Below are 17,218 nucleotides of genomic sequence, written 5' to 3'. Positions count from 1 at the left end.
AAAAAAACATCACTGGATACAGTATGCTTTCCTCAACATTCCTTCGTACCAAAGCAGGGCGATTAGTACCTGTTGTACTGGCAGCCTTGCTGTTAGCTGGTTGTCCAAGTCAGGTTCCACAAACTCCGCCCTCAAATATCCAGGACGAAGCCAGTGCCAACTCTGATTACTATCTGCAACAGTTGCAGCAAAGCAGCGATGATAACAAGGCTGACTGGCAATTACTTGCGATTCGCGCATTAACTCGCGAAGGCAAATTGCCACAGGCTAACGAGCAACTGAGCACCTTGCCGCAAAATCTGACGAGTACACAACAGCTTGAGCGCCAGCTTTTGAGCGCAGAACTGCAGGTAGCCAACAAGGATCTGGGCGCAGCCCGCGATGCGTTAAATAAAATAGACAGTAGCGCGCTGTCACCGAATCAGCTGGTTCGCCTGTATCAGGCGCAGATCGCGGCAAATCAGGGCCAAGCCTCACTGCCACTGATCCGCGCCTATATTGCCCAGGAGCCGTTACTGAGCGGCCAGGCTCATCAGGATAATCTGGATAAAACCTGGCAAACGCTGCTTGGCCTGAAACCGGCCGACATGAACAGCCTGGTGATTAACGCCAACGAAAACGTGCTGCAAGGCTGGCTGGATCTGTTACGTGTCTATCAGGACAACCGTCAGGATCCCGATCTGCTGAAGGCCGGGATCAAAGACTGGCAGAACCGCTATCCGCAGAATCCGGCGGCGAAAAGCCTGCCAGCCCAGTTGAATCAGGTGCTGAATTTCACCCAGGCTTCGACTTCGCATATCGCCCTGCTGCTGCCGCTGAACGGCCAGGCCAAAGTGTTTGCCGATGCGATCCAACAGGGTTTTAACGCTGCGCAAAGTGGCATAGCACTCACCGCGCCTGTTCAGGCAATGGAACCAACCACTAATCCCGACCAGACCGTGGCGGCAACGCCAGACAATACCAACGGTGCCGTCAGTACTTCAGCACCTGAAGCGGATGCAACTCAGGTAGCCGCAGTCCAACCTGCTACCCCTGCTCCGGTCCCGGTCACTCCAGCCCCGGCAACCGGTGGGCAGGTAAAGGTCTACGATACCACCAGCCAGCCTCTGCCAGCATTGTTGGCTCAAGCCCAGCAGGATGGTGCAACCCTGATCGTGGGCCCGCTGTTGAAGGCCGAAGTCGATCAACTCGCCACCACTTCAACGACGTTGAACGTGCTGGCACTCAACCAGCCTGAGCAGCCAAAGGACAGCCCGAATATCTGTTACTTCGCCCTGTCACCGGAGGATGAAGCCCGCGACGCCGCCCGCCATATCTGGGAACAGCAAAAGCGTCAGCCGTTACTGCTGCTGCCTCGCGGCGCATTTGGCGATCGCATTGCCAAAGCCTTCGCCGAAGAGTGGCAAAAACTCGGTGGCCAGACCGTGCTGCAACAAGGGATTGGTTCTGCCGGTGAGCTACGCCAGATGGTCAACAGCGGCGGGATCCGCATGAGTGGCACCCCGGTGGCCACCCAGGCACCCGTGCAGCAGTCTGTGACTATCGCTGGCCTGACTATTCCAGCGCCACCAAGCGATATCCCGGCCTCTACCGGCGGCAGCGTGGATTCGGTGTATATCGTCGCCACGCAAGACCAGCTGACGCTGATCAAGCCAATGATCGACATGACCACCAGCTCTCGTAGCAAACCTGCCATGTTTGCCAGCTCGCGCAGCTATCAGGCCGGTGCGGGTCCAGACTTCCGTCTGGAAATGGAAGGCCTGCAATTCAGTGATATTCCTCTGCTGGCAGGGGCCAATCCACAGTTGCAACAGCAAGCTACCGCCAAATTCCGCAACGACTATTCCCTGGTGCGTCTCTACGCCATGGGGATGGATGCCTGGACATTGGCCAACCACTTTGCTCAAATGCGCCAGTTGCCAGGATTCCAGATTTCAGGAACCACCGGTGTGCTGACATCTTCACCTAACTGCGTGATTACCAGGAAACTGACTTGGCTGCAATACCGCCAGGGCTCGGTCGTTCCGGTCTCCTGAGTCAACGCGCCAAGGGAGCGGGCTATGAGATCCAGGCCCGCCAATACCTGGAGCGCGCGGGGCTTACCTTCACCGCCGCCAACGTGGCGGTACGTGGGGGTGAGCTCGATCTCATCATGCGTGATGGTCAAACCTGGGTGTTCGTCGAAGTCCGCTACCGCCGCAGTGACGCCTTTGGTGACGCAGCGGCCAGCGTGACTTACCGCAAGCAACGGCGATTGCTGCATGCCGCCGCCGTTTGGCTGGCGGGGCGAGGAGCCAGTTTTGACACATCATCTTGCCGTTTTGATGTTTTAGCCATTACCGGTAGCCAGTTAGAATGGATACCCAATGCCTTCAATGCGGATTAAACCCTGTTGACCGGTGTATGCCGGCCCTTTGACCTAGTGGATTAAAACAACGTGCTGGATAGAATCAAAGTCTGTTTTACCGAGAGTATCCAAACCCAGATTGCGGCGGCGGAAGCCTTACCTGACGCGATATCCCGTGCCGCGATGACCCTGGTTCAATCGTTATTGAACGGCAACAAGATCCTGTGCTGTGGCAACGGCACCTCGGCGGCTAACGCTCAGCATTTTGCCGCCTGCATGATCAACCGCTTTGAAACCGAACGCCCTAGCCTGCCCGCGATCGCGCTAAACGCCGATAACGTGGTGCTGACCGCCATCGGCAACGATCGTCTGCATGATGAAATGTATGCCAAACAGGTGCGGGCACTCGGCCACACCGGTGACGTGCTGCTGGCGATTTCCACCCGCGGCAATAGCCGTGATATTGTAAAAGCGGTCGAAGCTGCGGTAACGCGCGATATGACCATTGTTGCGCTTACCGGCTACGATGGCGGAGAGCTGGCGGGTTTACTTGGCCAGCAGGATGTGGAGATACGTATCCCCTCTCACCGCAGTGCACGCATTCAGGAGATGCATATGCTTACCGTCAATTGCCTATGCGACCTGATTGATAACACATTGTTCCCCCACCAGGACGATTAAAGGAACCGAGATGAAGCTAAGAGCCACATTTGCAGTGCTGTTCAGCGCCCTATTGTTGCAGGGTTGCGTCGCGGGCGTTGTCGTTGGCAGTGCCGCAGTTGCCACCAAAACGGCGACCGATCCACGTACCGTAGGCACACAGGTCGATGACGGCACGTTGGAAGCCCGGGTCGAAAATGCCATCAGCAAAGATCAGCAACTGAAGAAAGAGGCCCGTGTCGTAGCCACCGCCTATCAGGGCAAAGTGCTGTTGACCGGCCAGGCTCCTACCACCGAGCTCGCCAGCCGGGCGAAGCAGATCGCACTTGGCGTCGATGGTGCCGCTGAAGTGTATAACGAGATCCGCCAGGGCACACCGGTCAGCCTGGGCACCGCCTCTTCCGATACCTGGATCACCACCAAGGTACGTTCGCAGATCCTGACCAGCGATACCGTCAAATCTTCAAACGTGAAGGTCACTACCGAAAATGGCGAAGTGTTCTTGTTAGGTTTGGTGACACAGCAGGAAGGCCAGTCTGCGGCGCAGATTGCCAGCCAGGTTAGCGGCGTGAAACACGTGACAACGGCGTTTACCTACGTTAAATAATCTCGCGAACTGAGGTGGGTTCGGCGTTGTCGGCTGCCCTCACCCTAACCCTCTCCCACAGGGAGAGGGGACCGATCGAGCCACCACTTAACGACAGTAAATTGCTTTATATCAAATAGTTAAATAATAACTTCACACCCAAGCACGCGCTCCGTTCAGCTCCCTCTCCCTGTGGGAGAGGGTTGGGGTGAGGGGTCATTATTTCAGATCGTTGGCCTTAAGAAACCCTTCCCCACCCAACTGGCGCATCTGACGCATAATCCACTGCTGGCGCTGGATCACGTACCCCGAAGGGGCACCGGCCTTGAAACGATGCGGATTAGGCAGCACCGCCGCCAGCAGAGCCGCTTCAGACGCCGTCAGACGGCTTGCCGGCTTGTGGAAAAAGTGCTGAGCCGCCGCTTCCACTCCGAAGATGCCGTCACCAAACTCGACGATATTCAAGTACACCGTCAGAATACGCCGCTTGGTCCAAACCAGCTCAATCCCCGCCGTTAGCCCAGCCTCCAGCCCCTTGCGCACCCAGCTGCGCCCATCCCACAAAAACAGGTTCTTTGCCGTTTGCTGAGAAAGGGTAGAAGCACCACGGATGCGCGTTGGCCGCTTTTCATTGTGGCTGAGCGCCTTTTCAATGGCCGCCACGTCAAACCCCCAGTGGTCGGGGAATTTCTGATCCTCTGCCGCCATCACTGCCAGCGCCATCGAGGGGGCAATATCGTCCATCGCTACCCAGTCGGAATGCGCCACATAGCCGAAATCCCCGCTCAGCCAGGCACCGAGCTGCCGCTCCACCATCACCGCAGAAAACGGCACCGGCAGAAAAGCGAACAGAATGATCCCCGCCAGCCACAGGCCAATAACCGCAAGAACGCCTCGTTTAAACCAAAACCACAGGCGAACAATCCACGATTTACGAGAAAACCTTATCATTCCACCAGATCCAGCACTCGTGACACCAGCTTATCAATTCCCTGCGCCGCCTCGCCGATCGACTGGGCCAACATGTAAGCCGGGGTCGTGACAACCTTGTTTTCAATATCAACCACGATGTCATCTACCGGGCAGATCACCGGCTCACCGCCCATGGCATCAATCACTTCACCCAGATCGGGATCGTTACCAATGGTCAATCGTAACGGTTGATCGAGAACTTTCGGCAACAGCGTGGGCGCAATGCACATAAAACCCATTGGTTTGTTTCTCTTATGCATTTCCAGAATAAGCTTAGACAAATCGGGATCCACTGAACATTCCGCCCCTTGCGTGGCAAAGCTGCTCAAATTCTTCGCCGCACCAAATCCACCGGGTACGATCAGGGCATCCAACTGCTCGGCGTCGGCCTGCGAAAGCGCCTGAATTTTGCCACGCGCGATGCGTGCCGACTCCTGCAAAACGTTGCGACTCTCTGGCATTTCTTCGCCGGATAAATGATTAATAACATGCAGTTGTGCCTTATCGGGTGCAAAGCATACCGCCTGCGCACCGGCACGATCCAGAGCCAGCAAGGTGAGCACCGCCTCATGGATTTCTGCCCCGTCATAAACACCACAACCACTCAGCACTACAGCGACCTGTTTCATCGACATTCTCCCAGCCAGGACCGCCGGCAAAGGCAGGCCCAGAGGCGACAAATACTAACTACATCACATATTTTAATGATTCTTCTAACAAGAGCGCTTACATTTGCTATGTTGTTCGCTGTATGATGTATACGAATTTTGTACCACCTGCTCTACCAGAACGCTAAAAACCAATACGCAGGTTAATGATTTCCCTGGTGTTGGCGCAATATTCGCGCACCCCGGCCTCGGCTGGGGTCATTTTTTTTCAGCGTTCTCTACCCAAGCTCGCAGCACCGCAACGTCATTGCGCCATTCCTGCTTCAGCTCATCGACCCACTCTTGCACGTTGTCTTGCCAGGCTGGTAACGTTGGCGTCTGGATCTGCTGGGCCAACTGTTGCAGATGTTTTAGCCCGACGGAGCCAGCGGCACCCTTGATTTTGTGCCCCTCTTCGGTGATCCCTTTCTCATCCTTCGCGGTCATGTTGGAATCCAGCACCGCCAGATACCCCGGCATCACCTGTTCAAACATCGCCAGGCTCTGATGGATCAGCTGTGGCCCCACCAAATCCATGTACTGCTCCAGCATTGCGGTATCCAATAACGATTCATTAATCTGCATCGACTTTTGCTCCGTTTTCTTTGTGGTATGTTGGGGTTGATGATCCCAGTAATGTTTGATCATCTTGGTCAAGGCCGGTACCGACAACGGCTTGCTCAGCACATCGTCCATGCCCGCTTCAAGATACTCTTTCTTGTCTTTCAGGACATTAGCTGTCAACGCAATCAACGGCGGCAGCGAGCGGCCCGCATAACGCTCGCGCAGCTCACGGGCGATATCCAGCCCGCTCATATCCGGCAGTTGAATATCCAACAGGGCCAGATCGAACTCGTCCGGGTCGAACATCGCTAGCGCATCGCGGCCGTTCATGGCCACCGCAACGCTGTTACCCAGCTTCTCCAGCACCGAACGGGCCACGATCACGTTCAGTTCGATATCTTCCACCAGCAGGATATGCAACGCCGGTAGCGGCATTTCTTCCACCGCCTGGACCTCATTGACCACTTCCTCCACCGCTGGAGCCTTGATGGTCAAGGTGAAGCAAGAACCGTGCCCTTGTGCGCTGTTTACCGTGATATCTCCGCCCATACTCTGCGCCAGCCGTTTGGAGACCGCCAGACCGATCCCGGTGCCGGTCGCAGGACGCCCGCCGTTCTGGTCTTTGACCTGATAATACATGGCGAAAATCTTGTCTTGCTCATCCTGCGGGATCCCCATGCCTGAGTCTTCAACCTCAAACACGATCTGTTCCTGCTCTTCACGCCTGACGCGCACCACGATCTGGCCTTGCTGAGTGAACTTCACCGCATTGCCGATCAGGTTCCACAGGATCTGCCGCAGGCGTGTGCCGTCCGTAATGATTTTCTCCGGTAGCGGCAACTCGGGTTCCATCACGAACTGCAGCCCTTTCGGCTGCACCAGCAGGCCGGAGAGGTTCTCCAGATCCGCCAGGAAGCCGGTAAAGTCGACCGGCTGATTGTCCAACTGGACCTTACGCCGCTCGAGTTTATCCATCTCGATGATGTCGTTGAAAATATTGCCCAGGGTGATGGCGCTGACGTGGATGGTTTTCAAATACTTCAGTTGCTCATCGTTCAGTTCGGTATCGAGCAGAATACGGCTCAGGCCGACGATGCCATTAAGCGGCGTACGAAGCTCGTGGCTGATCGTTGAGATAAAGGTGGTCTTCTCCCTGCTGGCATTCTCCAGCGCGTCCTGGTAGCGCTTACGCTCGGTTATATCGCGGCCAAAGCCCATCAGCCCGTGACGTTTGCCCACGCGGTCGTAAAACGGCACCTTGCGCAGTTCAAAACAGGCCTTGCGACCGTCTGGGTACACCAGCCATTGTTCATAGGTCAGGGAGACGTTGTGGCGGAACACTTTCTCATCGGTTTCGATGACTTTTTCGGCGATCTCTTTGCTGTAGACATCAAAGGGGGTCAGGCCGATCAGCTGTTTTTCACTCTTTCCGGTCAGCAATTCCATCGCCCGGTTGCAGCCGGAAAACTCTTTTTCTTCGTTGCGGTAGTAAACCAGATCGGGGGAGGCATCAAGGAAAGAGCGTAGCAATACCGATTGTTGGCCCAACTCCACCTGTGCCTGTTCGCGCTGCTCCATCTCTTCGGTCAGCTTATCCATCACCTGTTGGCGATCTTGCTCCGCCTTGATACGGTCGGCAATTTCCTGATTGAGCTGGCTGATGTTCTCTTGCATCTGTTGGTTCAGCGCGAGATCGCGATTGCGCATCTCCTCCAGCTTATCCACCAGCCGAGCCAAGCGCTGGCGCGATTCCTCCAGTTGCTCCACCACCACCGAAAGGAAGTAAACCGCCCACGGCGTGATCAGCAGGCCGAAGAAGATGGAGCGCACCACGTCGATGCTTTCCACTTCACCACGCAGCAGCATGGTGACCGCCATCTGCACCACCATCGCCAGTATCACCAGCGCTGAAGCCAGCAACAGTGAAAAGCGCACCAGCCCCAGTTTTACCATCAAATCAACGTAGTACTGGGCTAACACCCGGATTTGCTTCATGAGCCATTCCCAACAGACATAATCTCTCAAATCATACCGTAAAATACGGTTAAGATAAGAAACCTTACTGTGAACTGTGGGAATGGTTGCAATTCACAACCTGAGAGCGGGGTTTTAAGGCAGGTATTGCTGGTCTGCAGCCAAAGCCGAACCCTGACCACCATGCCGCTGAAGATAGCCGCCGACGGCCTGCATGCCGTTCCAACGGTTTTCGCACCATAATGGTGCCAACAGGGTGGGGCGACGGGCGCTGGCCGAGATGCGGTGGTAGATAATCTCCTTCGGCGTATGGCGGATCATTTCCCCGGCGCTGAATGCGTAATCCTCCAGCGACAGCTCGGGCAAACGCCCTGCCTGCCAGGCTCGCGCCATGGTGCTACCGGTGACGATATGCAGCGGGTGCAACTTGATGCCGTCTACCCCGCTCTCAGCCACCGCTTGCAGCGTGGCCAAATGGTGTTGATGAGTCTCTCCGGGCAGGCCAACGATCAGGTGGCTGCATACCTTCAGGCCGCGTTCCCGCGCCAGGCGGCTGGTCTGCTGGTAACAGGAGAAATCGTGGCCACGGTTGATGCGCTTTAGTGTTTTATCGTGCGCCGTTTGCAGCCCCAGCTCCAGCCACACCTCGAAGCCCTGTTCACGATAGCCTGCCAGCAGATCGAGCGCTGCTTCCGGCACGCAATCTGGCCGGGTGCCGACACAGATGCCTACCATCTCAGCCTGCGTCAGCGCCTGCTGGTACATGTTGGCCAACAGTTCAACTTCGGCATAGGTGCTGGTATAGGCCTGGAAATAGGCCAGATAGCGCTTGGCCCGATTAACCTTCTGCGCCTGAATGGCCAGTTGCTCCGCAATGCTTTGCTGCTGCATCTGTTCATCGGCAAAAGAGGCCACGTTGCAGAAAGTACAGCCGCCGCGCCCCAGCGTGCCGTCGCGGTTTGGGCAGCTAAACCCACCGTGCAGCGTGAGTTTGTGGATCTTCTCCCCATAACGGTGCTGAAGATCGCTACCAAACATATTGACTAATTGCGGCAACTGCATAATCTTGGTGTTCTCTGTATTTGAAGGCCGTTACGCTATACCCGTCGTATTTCAAGCCGCAGCGTTGTTGACTGCACTTGCACACCCCAGTCACTTACCCAAAAGTAAGCTCCTGGGGATGAGCAAGCTGGCCGCCTAGCTGCAACTTGAACTCCATAGGGTATGATAATAAGGCTTTTCCCGCGATGACAGGGATCAACGCTTTTCCCCAAAGGCCGCCGCAGGCATAACTATTCATTATTAGTGCAAATAAAATCATTTTTATCTCGATGAAAGTTTCTAATCCTCAGCGCACTGTTTAACAGCTTTATGACAAAGCGATGAAAAATAGTTATAAACAACAATAAATATAAATTTCCCAGCATAAAATTCCGACATTGCCGCCAGCACTAGCATGGTGCAGAGATTCAGGCATTGCACTATAGTGAGACAGCTCACATTTTTGCGGCACTCCCCCTGCCTTTCCATCGAGCCAAAATCGTCTGAAAAAACTTATTTTTCATCATCATAAACCTCATGCAAGCCATCGAAATCCCTGTTAAGCCCATATTTGACCTGCGTATTCTTTCTCGCTAAGTTGGAGGTCCGCTGGAAGCTTTCTGGACGGGCAAACGTCTCGTCATAATTATGCAGTAATTTAAGACTCCCTCTTAAAACAAGTCATTTACCACTTGTGAGAACCGTCACGAGAGGCCATTGATGGAGGGCGGAAAAGCAGATTGGCGATATTAACCTTGCTGATTGGACTTCTGCCTGAAATTGAGCAGGCCCTTCGCAGTGGGTTGTAAGAGTCACACAGAGCCTGGGGAGGTTCACTGATATGCTGTACGATAAATCCCATGAGAGGGACAACTGTGGTTTCGGCCTGATCGCCCACATAGAAGGCGAACCTAGCCACAAAGTGGTGAGGACCGCTATTCACGCACTGGCCCGCATGCAACACCGTGGTGCAATTCTTGCTGACGGCAAGACTGGCGACGGTTGCGGCCTGTTATTGCAAAAGCCCGATCGCTTTTTCCGCATGGTGGCGGAAGAGCGCGGCTGGCGTTTAGCCAAGAACTACGCCGTTGGCATGATGTTCCTCAGCCAGAACGAAGAGGAAGCCCGTGCCAGCCGCCGCATTGTTGAAGAAGAGCTGCAGAACGAAACGCTGTCGATCGTCGGCTGGCGCGAAGTTCCTACCAACCCGGACGTTCTGGGTGAGATCGCCCTCTCTTCCCTGCCGCGTATTGAACAGATTTTCGTGAACGCCCCTGCGGGCTGGCGTCCACGCGATATGGAGCGCCGCCTGTTTGTGGCCCGTCGCCGTATCGAGAAGCGCGTCCAGGACGACAGCTTCTATGTGTGCAGTTTCTCCAACCTGGTGACGATCTACAAAGGTCTGTGCATGCCAGCCGATCTGCCACGCTTCTATCTGGATCTGGCCGACCTGCGGCTGGAATCGGCCATCTGCCTGTTCCACCAGCGCTTCTCAACCAATACCGTGCCGCGCTGGCCTTTGGCACAGCCGTTCCGCTATCTGGCGCACAACGGTGAGATCAACACCATCACCGGTAACCGCCAGTGGGCACGTGCACGTACCTACAAGTTCCAGACCCCGCTGATCCCGGATTTGCAGGCCGCCGCACCTTTCGTTAACGAAACCGGCTCCGACTCCAGCTCACTGGATAACATGCTGGAACTGTTGTTGGCAGGCGGTATGGATCTGATCCGTGCCATGCGTTTGCTGGTGCCACCAGCCTGGCAGAACAACCCGGATATGGACACCGATCTGCGCGCCTTCTTTGACTTCAACTCGATGCACATGGAGCCGTGGGACGGCCCGGCAGGCATCGTGATGTCCGATGGCCGCTACGCCGCCTGTAACCTGGACCGTAACGGTCTGCGTCCGGCGCGCTACGTCATCACCAAAGACAAGCTGATCACCTGTGCCTCAGAAGTCGGCATCTGGGATTACCAGCCGGATGAAGTCATCGAAAAAGGCCGCGTTGGGCCTGGCGAGCTGATGGTGATCGACACCCGCAGCGGCAAGATCCTGCACTCCGCCGAAACCGACAACGACCTGAAAAGCCGCCACCCGTATAAAGAGTGGATGGAGAAGAACGTTAAGCGTCTGGTGCCGTTCGAAGACCTGCCGGAAGATCAGGTGGGCAGCCGCGAGCTGGATGACGCCACGCTGGAAACCTACCAGAAGCAGTTCGGCTACAGCAGCGAAGAGCTAGACCAGGTGATCCGCGTACTGGGCGAGATCGGCCAGGAAGCCACCGCTTCGATGGGTGACGATACCCCGTTCGCCGTGCTTTCCAGCCGTCCGCGCATTATTTATGACTACTTCCGCCAGCAGTTCGCTCAGGTCACCAACCCGCCGATCGATCCGCTGCGTGAAGCCCACGTCATGTCTCTGGCCACCAGCATCGGCCGCGAGATGAACGTATTCTGCGAAGCCGAAGGCCAGGCTCACCGCCTGAGCTTCAAATCGCCAATCCTGCTGTATTCAGACTTCAAGCAGCTCACGACGCTGGAAGGCGAATATTACCGTGCCGACACCCTCGATCTGACCTTCGATCCGGCGGAGCAGGATCTGGAGCAGACCATCCATGCCCTGTGCGACGAAGCGGAACGCAAAGTCCGTGACGGCGCAGTGTTGCTGGTCCTGTCCGACCGTGCCATCAGCAACCAGCGTCTGCCGGTACCGGCGCCAATGGCGGTGGGGGCAATCCAGACCCGCCTGGTGGACAAGAACCTGCGCTGCGATGCCAACATCATCGTTGAAACCGCCAGCGCCCGCGACCCGCATCACTTCGCCGTGTTGCTGGGCTTTGGTGCCACCGCCGTCTACCCGTATCTGGCCTACGAAACGCTGGCCAAGCTGGTCGATAGCCAGGCGATCGACAAGAAATACCGCGACGTGATGCTCAACTACCGCAACGGCATCAATAAAGGGCTGTACAAGATCATGTCCAAAATGGGCATCTCGACTATCGCCTCTTACCGCTGTTCCAAACTGTTTGAAGCCGTCGGCCTGCACCGTGATCTGTCCGATCTCTGTTTCCAGGGCGTGGTCAGCCGCATCGGCGGTGCCAGCTTCAGCGACTTCCAGCAGGATCTGCAAAACCTGTCCAAACGCGCCTGGCTGAAACGCAAGCCGCTGGATCAAGGTGGCCTGCTGAAGTTCGTCCACAATGGCGAATACCATGCGTATAACCCAGACGTGGTGAACTCTCTGCAAAAAGCGGTGCACAGCGGTGAATACAGCGATTACCAGACTTATGCCAAGCTGGTGAATGAGCGCCCGATTGCCACACTGCGCGATCTGCTGGCGATCACACCGAAAGGCACGCCGATCCCGGTCGATCAGGTTGAGCCAGCCGAATCGCTGTTCAAACGCTTCGATACCGCCGCCATGTCCATCGGGGCACTCAGCCCGGAAGCCCATGAGTCGCTGGCGATTGCCATGAACAGCCTGGGCGGTTTCTCCAACTCCGGTGAAGGCGGTGAAGATCCGGCGCGCTACGGCACCAACAAGGTGTCCCGTATCAAGCAGGTGGCCTCTGGCCGCTTCGGCGTGACGCCAGCCTATCTGGTGAACGCCGACGTGATCCAGATTAAGGTCGCCCAAGGTGCCAAGCCGGGCGAAGGCGGTCAGTTGCCTGGCGATAAGGTCACGCCGTATATCGCCAAACTGCGTTATTCGGTGCCGGGCGTTACCCTAATCTCGCCTCCACCGCATCACGATATCTATTCGATTGAAGATCTGGCACAGCTGATTTTCGATCTGAAACAGGTGAACCCGAAGGCGATGATTTCGGTGAAGCTGGTTTCCGAGCCGGGCGTGGGCACCATTGCCACCGGCGTAGCGAAAGCCTATGCCGATCTGATCACCATTGCCGGTTACGACGGTGGTACCGGCGCAAGCCCGCTGTCATCGGTTAAGTACGCTGGCTGCCCATGGGAGCTTGGCCTGGTGGAAACCCAGCAGGCACTGGTGGCCAACGGCCTGCGCCACAAGATCCGCCTGCAGGTGGACGGTGGTCTGAAAACCGGTGTCGACATTGTAAAAGCTGCCATTCTGGGTGCAGAGAGCTTCGGCTTCGGTACCGGTCCGATGGTGGCGCTGGGCTGTAAATACCTGCGTATCTGCCACTTGAACAACTGCGCGACCGGCGTAGCAACTCAAGATGAAAAACTGCGCCGCGATCACTATCACGGCCTGCCAGAGCGCGTGACCAACTACTTCCAGTTTATCGCTCGGGAAACCCGCGAGATCATGGCTACGTTGGGTGTCAGCCAACTGGTCGATCTGATTGGCCGCACCGAGTTCCTGACCGAGCTCGACGGGATCTCCGCCAAGCAGAACAAGTTGGATCTGTCGCCGTTGCTGAAAACCGCCACGCCACACGCGGGCAAAGCCCTGCACTGCACCGAAAGCAGCAACCCGCCGTTCGATCAGGGCGTGCTGAACAAGGAGCTGATGGCACAGGCGCAACCGCATATTGAGGCCAAGCACAGCAAGACCTTCTATTTCGATATTCGTAACACCGATCGTTCCGTCGGCGCGACCTTGTCAGGAGCCATTGCCACACTGCATGGTGACCAAGGGATGGCAGCCGATCCGATCAAGGCGCATTTCTCCGGTACCGCAGGCCAGAGCTTCGGCGTATGGAATGCCGGTGGCGTTGAGCTGACCCTGACCGGCGATGCCAACGACTACGTCGGTAAAGGGATGGCCGGTGGCCGTATCGCCGTGCGTCCTCCGGTGGGCTCTGCCTTCCGCAGCCACGAGGCCAGCATCATCGGCAACACCTGCCTGTATGGCGCAACCGGCGGCAAGCTGTTCGCCGCAGGCCGCGCCGGGGAGCGTTTCGCCGTGCGTAACTCCGGGGCAATTACCGTGGTTGAAGGCATTGGCGATAACGGTTGTGAATACATGACCGGTGGCATCGTCTGCGTCTTGGGCAAGACCGGCATCAACTTTGGTGCGGGCATGACCGGCGGCTTCGCCTATGTACTGGATGAAGACGGCGAGTTCCGCAAACGCGTCAACCCGGAACTGGTGGAAGTGCTGGACGTCGATCAACTGGCGATCCATGAAGAGCACCTGCGTGGTTTGATCACCGAGCATGTGCAACTGACCGGTTCATCACGGGCAGAAGAGATCTTGGCTAACTGGCCGGTATGGGCGCCGAAGTTTGCGCTGGTCAAACCGAAGTCCAGTGATGTCAAAGCATTGTTGGGTCACCGTAGTCGTTCCGCAGCCGAGCTGCGGGTTCAGGCGCAGTAAGGGGTCATTGAATGAGTCAGAACGTTTATCAATTTATCGACCTGCAGCGCGTTGATCCGCCAAAGAAACCGCTGAAGATCCGCAAAATTGAGTTTGTAGAGATCTATGAACCCTTTTCGGAAACCCAGGCGAAATCACAGGCCGACCGTTGCCTGTCCTGCGGCAACCCCTATTGCGAATGGAAATGCCCGGTTCACAACTATATTCCGAACTGGCTGAAACTGGCGAATGAAGGCCGCATCATGGAGGCGGCGGATCTGGCACACCAGACCAACAGCCTGCCGGAAGTGTGTGGCCGTGTTTGCCCGCAAGATCGCCTGTGTGAAGGCTCCTGCACCCTGAACGACGAGTTTGGTGCAGTGACCATCGGCAATATCGAGCGTTACATCAGCGATAAAGCCATCGAGATGGGCTGGAAGCCGGATATGTCCCACGTGCACCCAACCGGTAAGCGGGTGGCCGTTATTGGTGCAGGCCCGGCGGGCCTAGCCTGTGCCGACGTATTGACCCGTAACGGCGTGAAAGCGGTGGTTTACGATCGTCATCCAGAGATCGGCGGTTTGCTGACCTTCGGTATCCCGGCCTTTAAGCTGGAAAAAGAGGTGATGGTAAAACGCCGCGGCATCTTCAGCGAGATGGGTATCGAGTTCCAGCTCAATACCGAAGTCGGTAAAGACATCACCATGGATGCGCTGCTGAGCGAATACGATGCGGTGTTCCTCGGCGTAGGTACCTATCAATCGATGCGTGGTGGATTGGAGAACGAAGAGGCACCGGGCGTGTACGATGCGCTGCCGTTCCTGATCGCCAACACCAAGCAGCTGATGGGCTACCAGCCAGAGCAGCACGAGCCGTATGTCAGCATGGAAGGCAAGCGTGTGGTCGTGCTGGGTGGTGGTGACACCGCCATGGACTGCGTACGCACCTCTATTCGTCAAGGCGCGACTCAGGTCATCTGTGCCTATCGCCGGGATGAAGCGAACATGCCAGGTTCCAAACGCGAAGTGAAGAATGCGCGCGAGGAAGGAGTCGAGTTCCAGTTCAACCTGCAGCCGTTGAGCATTGAGCTTAACAGCGCGGGGCGCGTCGCTGGCGTCAAGATGGTGCGCACTCAGTTGGGAGCCCCGGATGCCAATGGACGCCAGGTTGCTGAACAGGTACCTGGATCTGAGCACGTGATCGACGCCGATGCGGTGGTGATGGCCTTTGGCTTCCGCCCGCACCAGATGGACTGGTTGGCCGCGCACGATGTGCAGTTGGACAAGCAGGGCCGTATCGTGGCACCGGAGTCGGTCGATAACGCCTTCCAGACCAGCAACCCGAAAATCTTCGCCGGTGGCGATGCGGTTCGCGGTTCCGATCTGGTGGTTACCGCGATTGCCGAAGGGCGCAAAGCTGCCGAAGGCATCATGTGTTATCTGGAAGTGTGATTTATATAGGTTGAGGGCTAGAGGTGGCGTCATGCTTCAGGTGATGCCCCTCACCCTAACCCTCTCCCACAGGGAGAGGGAACCGATCGAGTTCGCTGGTTTTTCTGCGTAATACCTTGCCTTGCTTGTTTTAATTCCCTACTTGCCAAAGTTGCACGGGCTGACTACGTGCTCCGGCCAGCCCCCTCGCCCTTTGGGAGAGGGTTGGGGTGAGGGGAAACAACGACTCAGCAGCCTAGATATCCCCCCAATCTACAGGCAATAAAAAAGGCGCAACCTGAGTTGCACCTTTTTCCCTGCTTGCCGTAGCTTACTTCACGACACGCAACGCCGGACGGCCACCACCGCGTGGCGGCTGAGGCGGTTCATCATCAGGGCCGTTGTCGTCTTCCAAGCTATCCTGACGATCGCTATCAACCACTGACATCAGGCTACCCGTTGGGCTAGATACCTCTTCCAACCCTTCGAAAGCCCCTTCATCTTCATACTTGGCTTCCGGTTCAAACAGGGTACCAGCCCCGTTCTCCCGCGCATAAATCGCCAGCACGGCCGCCATTGGCACCAGCACCTGACGAGGTACGCCACCAAAGCGCGCGTTGAAGGTCACTTCGTCGTCACCCAACTGCAGGTTGCCTACGGCACGCGGAGCAATGTTCAGCACAATCTGACCATCGCGTGCAAATTCCATCGGAACCTGCACGTCTGGGCGCATTACGTCTACGACCAGATGCGGAGTCAGTTGGTTATCCAACAGCCAGTCATAGAATGCCCGCAAAAGATAAGGACGGCGCGGGGTCATCTGAGACATATCCATGATGCTTAGCCCCGAGTCTGCAGGCGCATTTCGCGCTCGGCTTCGGTCAGAGAGGCCAGGAATGCATCACGCTCGAAGACGCGGGTCATGTAGCCTTTCAGCTCTTTGGAGCCGGCACCGCTCAGTTCGATACCCAGTTGCGGCAAACGCCACAACAGCGGGGCCAGGTAGCAGTCTACCAGGCTGAACTCTTCACTCATGAAATACGGGGTCTGGCCGAAGATTGGCGCAATCGCCAGCAGCTCTTCGCGCAGTTGACGGCGTGCTGATTCAGCTTCCTGGCCGTTGCTCTGCTCGATTTTGTACATCAGCGTGTACCAGTTTCTCTCGATACGCAGCATCATCAGACGGCTTTCACCACGTGCCACCGGATACACCGGCATCAACGGCGGGTGAGGGAAACGCTCATCAAGGTATTCCATGATGATACGGGATTCATACAGCGTCAGCTCGCGATCGACCAACGTCGGTACCGTTTGGTATGGGTTGAGGTCGATCAGATCCTGCGGCAGATTATCGGGTTCTACCTGCTCGATCTCGACGCTGACGCCTTTTTCCGCCAGTACGATACGTACTTGATGGCTAAAGATGTCGGTCGGGCCAGAGAACAGCGTCATTACCGAACGTTTGTTGGCAGCGACAGCCATGAAAACCTCCAAGTTATCTAGAAAATACGGCGAATAGCCAAAATATCCATCACTCCACGAGCCATTGCGTTGTTGCCGCCTGGCTGCGACGTGAAATTGATTGGGTATCTCAGGCTGCTATCCTGAATAATCGTGACCGCAAGCCCGCAGCTCACAGATAAACCTTAGGTCTGGAAAACGGCCCCGGAGGTAGACTGACAGCACTGCATGGCGAACAGGCGCAAAAGTGGATGA

12 protein-coding genes are annotated in these 17,218 nt (G+C 56.4%); 6 read left to right on the top strand and 6 right to left on the bottom strand.

Annotated features, from left to right (window positions below):
* Positions 1 to 23 precede the first annotated feature (23 nt).
* Genes ACMV5I_RS05140 through dolP form a run of 4 tightly spaced genes read left to right on the top strand, consistent with a single transcriptional unit; the run spans position 24 to position 3,614 of the window.
* A complete protein-coding gene (locus ACMV5I_RS05140) occupies positions 24 to 2,036 on the top strand; it encodes a penicillin-binding protein activator (RefSeq protein WP_414823788.1) in 2,013 nt (670 codons plus the stop codon).
* Complete coding sequence (locus tag ACMV5I_RS05135; RefSeq protein WP_024486687.1) at positions 2,033 to 2,386, top strand: YraN family protein; 354 nt, start codon at positions 2,033 to 2,035, stop codon at positions 2,384 to 2,386. Before ACMV5I_RS05140 ends, ACMV5I_RS05135 begins: the two co-directional genes overlap by 4 nt.
* Before the next feature lie 51 nt (positions 2,387 to 2,437).
* Positions 2,438 to 3,028: a DnaA initiator-associating protein DiaA gene (diaA, locus tag ACMV5I_RS05130; protein ID WP_021806942.1), complete on the top strand. Its 591-nt coding sequence runs from the start codon at positions 2,438 to 2,440 to the stop codon at positions 3,026 to 3,028.
* A 10-nt stretch (positions 3,029 to 3,038) separates the two neighbouring features.
* On the top strand, positions 3,039 to 3,614 hold the full coding sequence (gene dolP / locus ACMV5I_RS05125) for a division/outer membrane stress-associated lipid-binding lipoprotein (RefSeq protein ID WP_021180667.1): 576 nt from the start codon (positions 3,039 to 3,041) through the stop codon (positions 3,612 to 3,614).
* Positions 3,615 to 3,812: 198 nt separating this feature from the next.
* Here the strand turns inward: dolP and mtgA are convergent, their stop codons facing one another.
* The 4 genes from mtgA to ACMV5I_RS05105 form a co-directional block, all read right to left on the bottom strand.
* Complete coding sequence (mtgA, locus tag ACMV5I_RS05120) at positions 3,813 to 4,544, bottom strand: monofunctional biosynthetic peptidoglycan transglycosylase (protein WP_261289081.1); 732 nt, start codon at positions 4,542 to 4,544, stop codon at positions 3,813 to 3,815.
* A complete protein-coding gene (gene elbB, locus ACMV5I_RS05115; RefSeq protein WP_202671951.1) occupies positions 4,541 to 5,194 on the bottom strand; it encodes an isoprenoid biosynthesis glyoxalase ElbB in 654 nt (217 codons plus the stop codon). The genes mtgA and elbB overlap by 4 nt, the downstream gene beginning before the upstream one ends.
* 237 nt (positions 5,195 to 5,431) lie before the next feature.
* Positions 5,432 to 7,771 carry an aerobic respiration two-component sensor histidine kinase ArcB gene (arcB, locus tag ACMV5I_RS05110; protein ID WP_121607926.1) on the bottom strand — a complete coding sequence of 780 codons (2,340 nt, stop codon included), beginning with the start codon at positions 7,769 to 7,771 and terminating at the stop codon, positions 5,432 to 5,434.
* 114 nt (positions 7,772 to 7,885) lie between these two features.
* Positions 7,886 to 8,812, bottom strand: a complete 927-nt coding sequence (locus ACMV5I_RS05105; RefSeq protein ID WP_121607927.1) for a TIGR01212 family radical SAM protein — start codon at positions 8,810 to 8,812, stop codon at positions 7,886 to 7,888.
* Between the two features lie 820 nt (positions 8,813 to 9,632).
* Between ACMV5I_RS05105 and gltB the strand changes: the two genes are divergently transcribed.
* Together gltB and ACMV5I_RS05095 are read left to right on the top strand one after the other, a co-directional pair.
* On the top strand, positions 9,633 to 14,093 hold the full coding sequence (gltB, locus tag ACMV5I_RS05100) for a glutamate synthase large subunit (protein ID WP_414823787.1): 4,461 nt from the start codon (positions 9,633 to 9,635) through the stop codon (positions 14,091 to 14,093).
* A gap of 11 nt (positions 14,094 to 14,104) precedes the next feature.
* The gene (locus tag ACMV5I_RS05095; RefSeq protein ID WP_065684736.1) at positions 14,105 to 15,523 is read left to right on the top strand and encodes a glutamate synthase small subunit; all 1,419 of its coding nucleotides are present in this window, start codon (positions 14,105 to 14,107) and stop codon (positions 15,521 to 15,523) included.
* Between the two features lie 310 nt (positions 15,524 to 15,833).
* On the opposite strand, the gene sspB is transcribed toward ACMV5I_RS05095, so the two are convergent.
* A complete protein-coding gene (gene sspB, locus ACMV5I_RS05090; protein ID WP_037376229.1) occupies positions 15,834 to 16,337 on the bottom strand; it encodes a ClpXP protease specificity-enhancing factor in 504 nt (167 codons plus the stop codon).
* Between the two features lie 5 nt (positions 16,338 to 16,342).
* The gene (gene sspA, locus ACMV5I_RS05085) at positions 16,343 to 16,984 is read right to left on the bottom strand and encodes a stringent starvation protein SspA (protein ID WP_024483694.1); all 642 of its coding nucleotides are present in this window, start codon (positions 16,982 to 16,984) and stop codon (positions 16,343 to 16,345) included.
* Positions 16,985 to 17,218 lie beyond the last annotated feature (234 nt).

The sequence above is a fragment of the Serratia sp. T13T92 genome, from assembly GCF_047530105.1.
GTDB classification, from domain to species: Bacteria; Pseudomonadota; Gammaproteobacteria; order Enterobacterales; family Enterobacteriaceae; genus Chania; species Chania fonticola.
Note: the sequence above shows the minus strand (reverse complement) of the source record. Positions and strands in the feature narration are given on the sequence as shown.

Coding starts and splice junctions, on each gene's coding strand:
- ACMV5I_RS05140 (WP_414823788.1), top strand. CDS start 24: ATGCTTTCCTCAACATTCCTTCGTACCAAAGCAGGGCGATTAGTACCT.
- dolP (WP_021180667.1), top strand. CDS start 3,039: ATGAAGCTAAGAGCCACATTTGCAGTGCTGTTCAGCGCCCTATTGTTG.
- mtgA (WP_261289081.1), bottom strand. CDS start 4,544: ATGATAAGGTTTTCTCGTAAATCGTGGATTGTTCGCCTGTGGTTTTGG.
- elbB (WP_202671951.1), bottom strand. CDS start 5,194: ATGAAACAGGTCGCTGTAGTGCTGAGTGGTTGTGGTGTTTATGACGGG.
- arcB (WP_121607926.1), bottom strand. CDS start 7,771: ATGAAGCAAATCCGGGTGTTAGCCCAGTACTACGTTGATTTGATGGTA.
- ACMV5I_RS05105 (WP_121607927.1), bottom strand. CDS start 8,812: ATGCAGTTGCCGCAATTAGTCAATATGTTTGGTAGCGATCTTCAGCAC.
- gltB (WP_414823787.1), top strand. CDS start 9,633: ATGCTGTACGATAAATCCCATGAGAGGGACAACTGTGGTTTCGGCCTG.
- ACMV5I_RS05095 (WP_065684736.1), top strand. CDS start 14,105: ATGAGTCAGAACGTTTATCAATTTATCGACCTGCAGCGCGTTGATCCG.
- sspB (WP_037376229.1), bottom strand. CDS start 16,337: ATGGATATGTCTCAGATGACCCCGCGCCGTCCTTATCTTTTGCGGGCA.
- sspA (WP_024483694.1), bottom strand. CDS start 16,984: ATGGCTGTCGCTGCCAACAAACGTTCGGTAATGACGCTGTTCTCTGGC.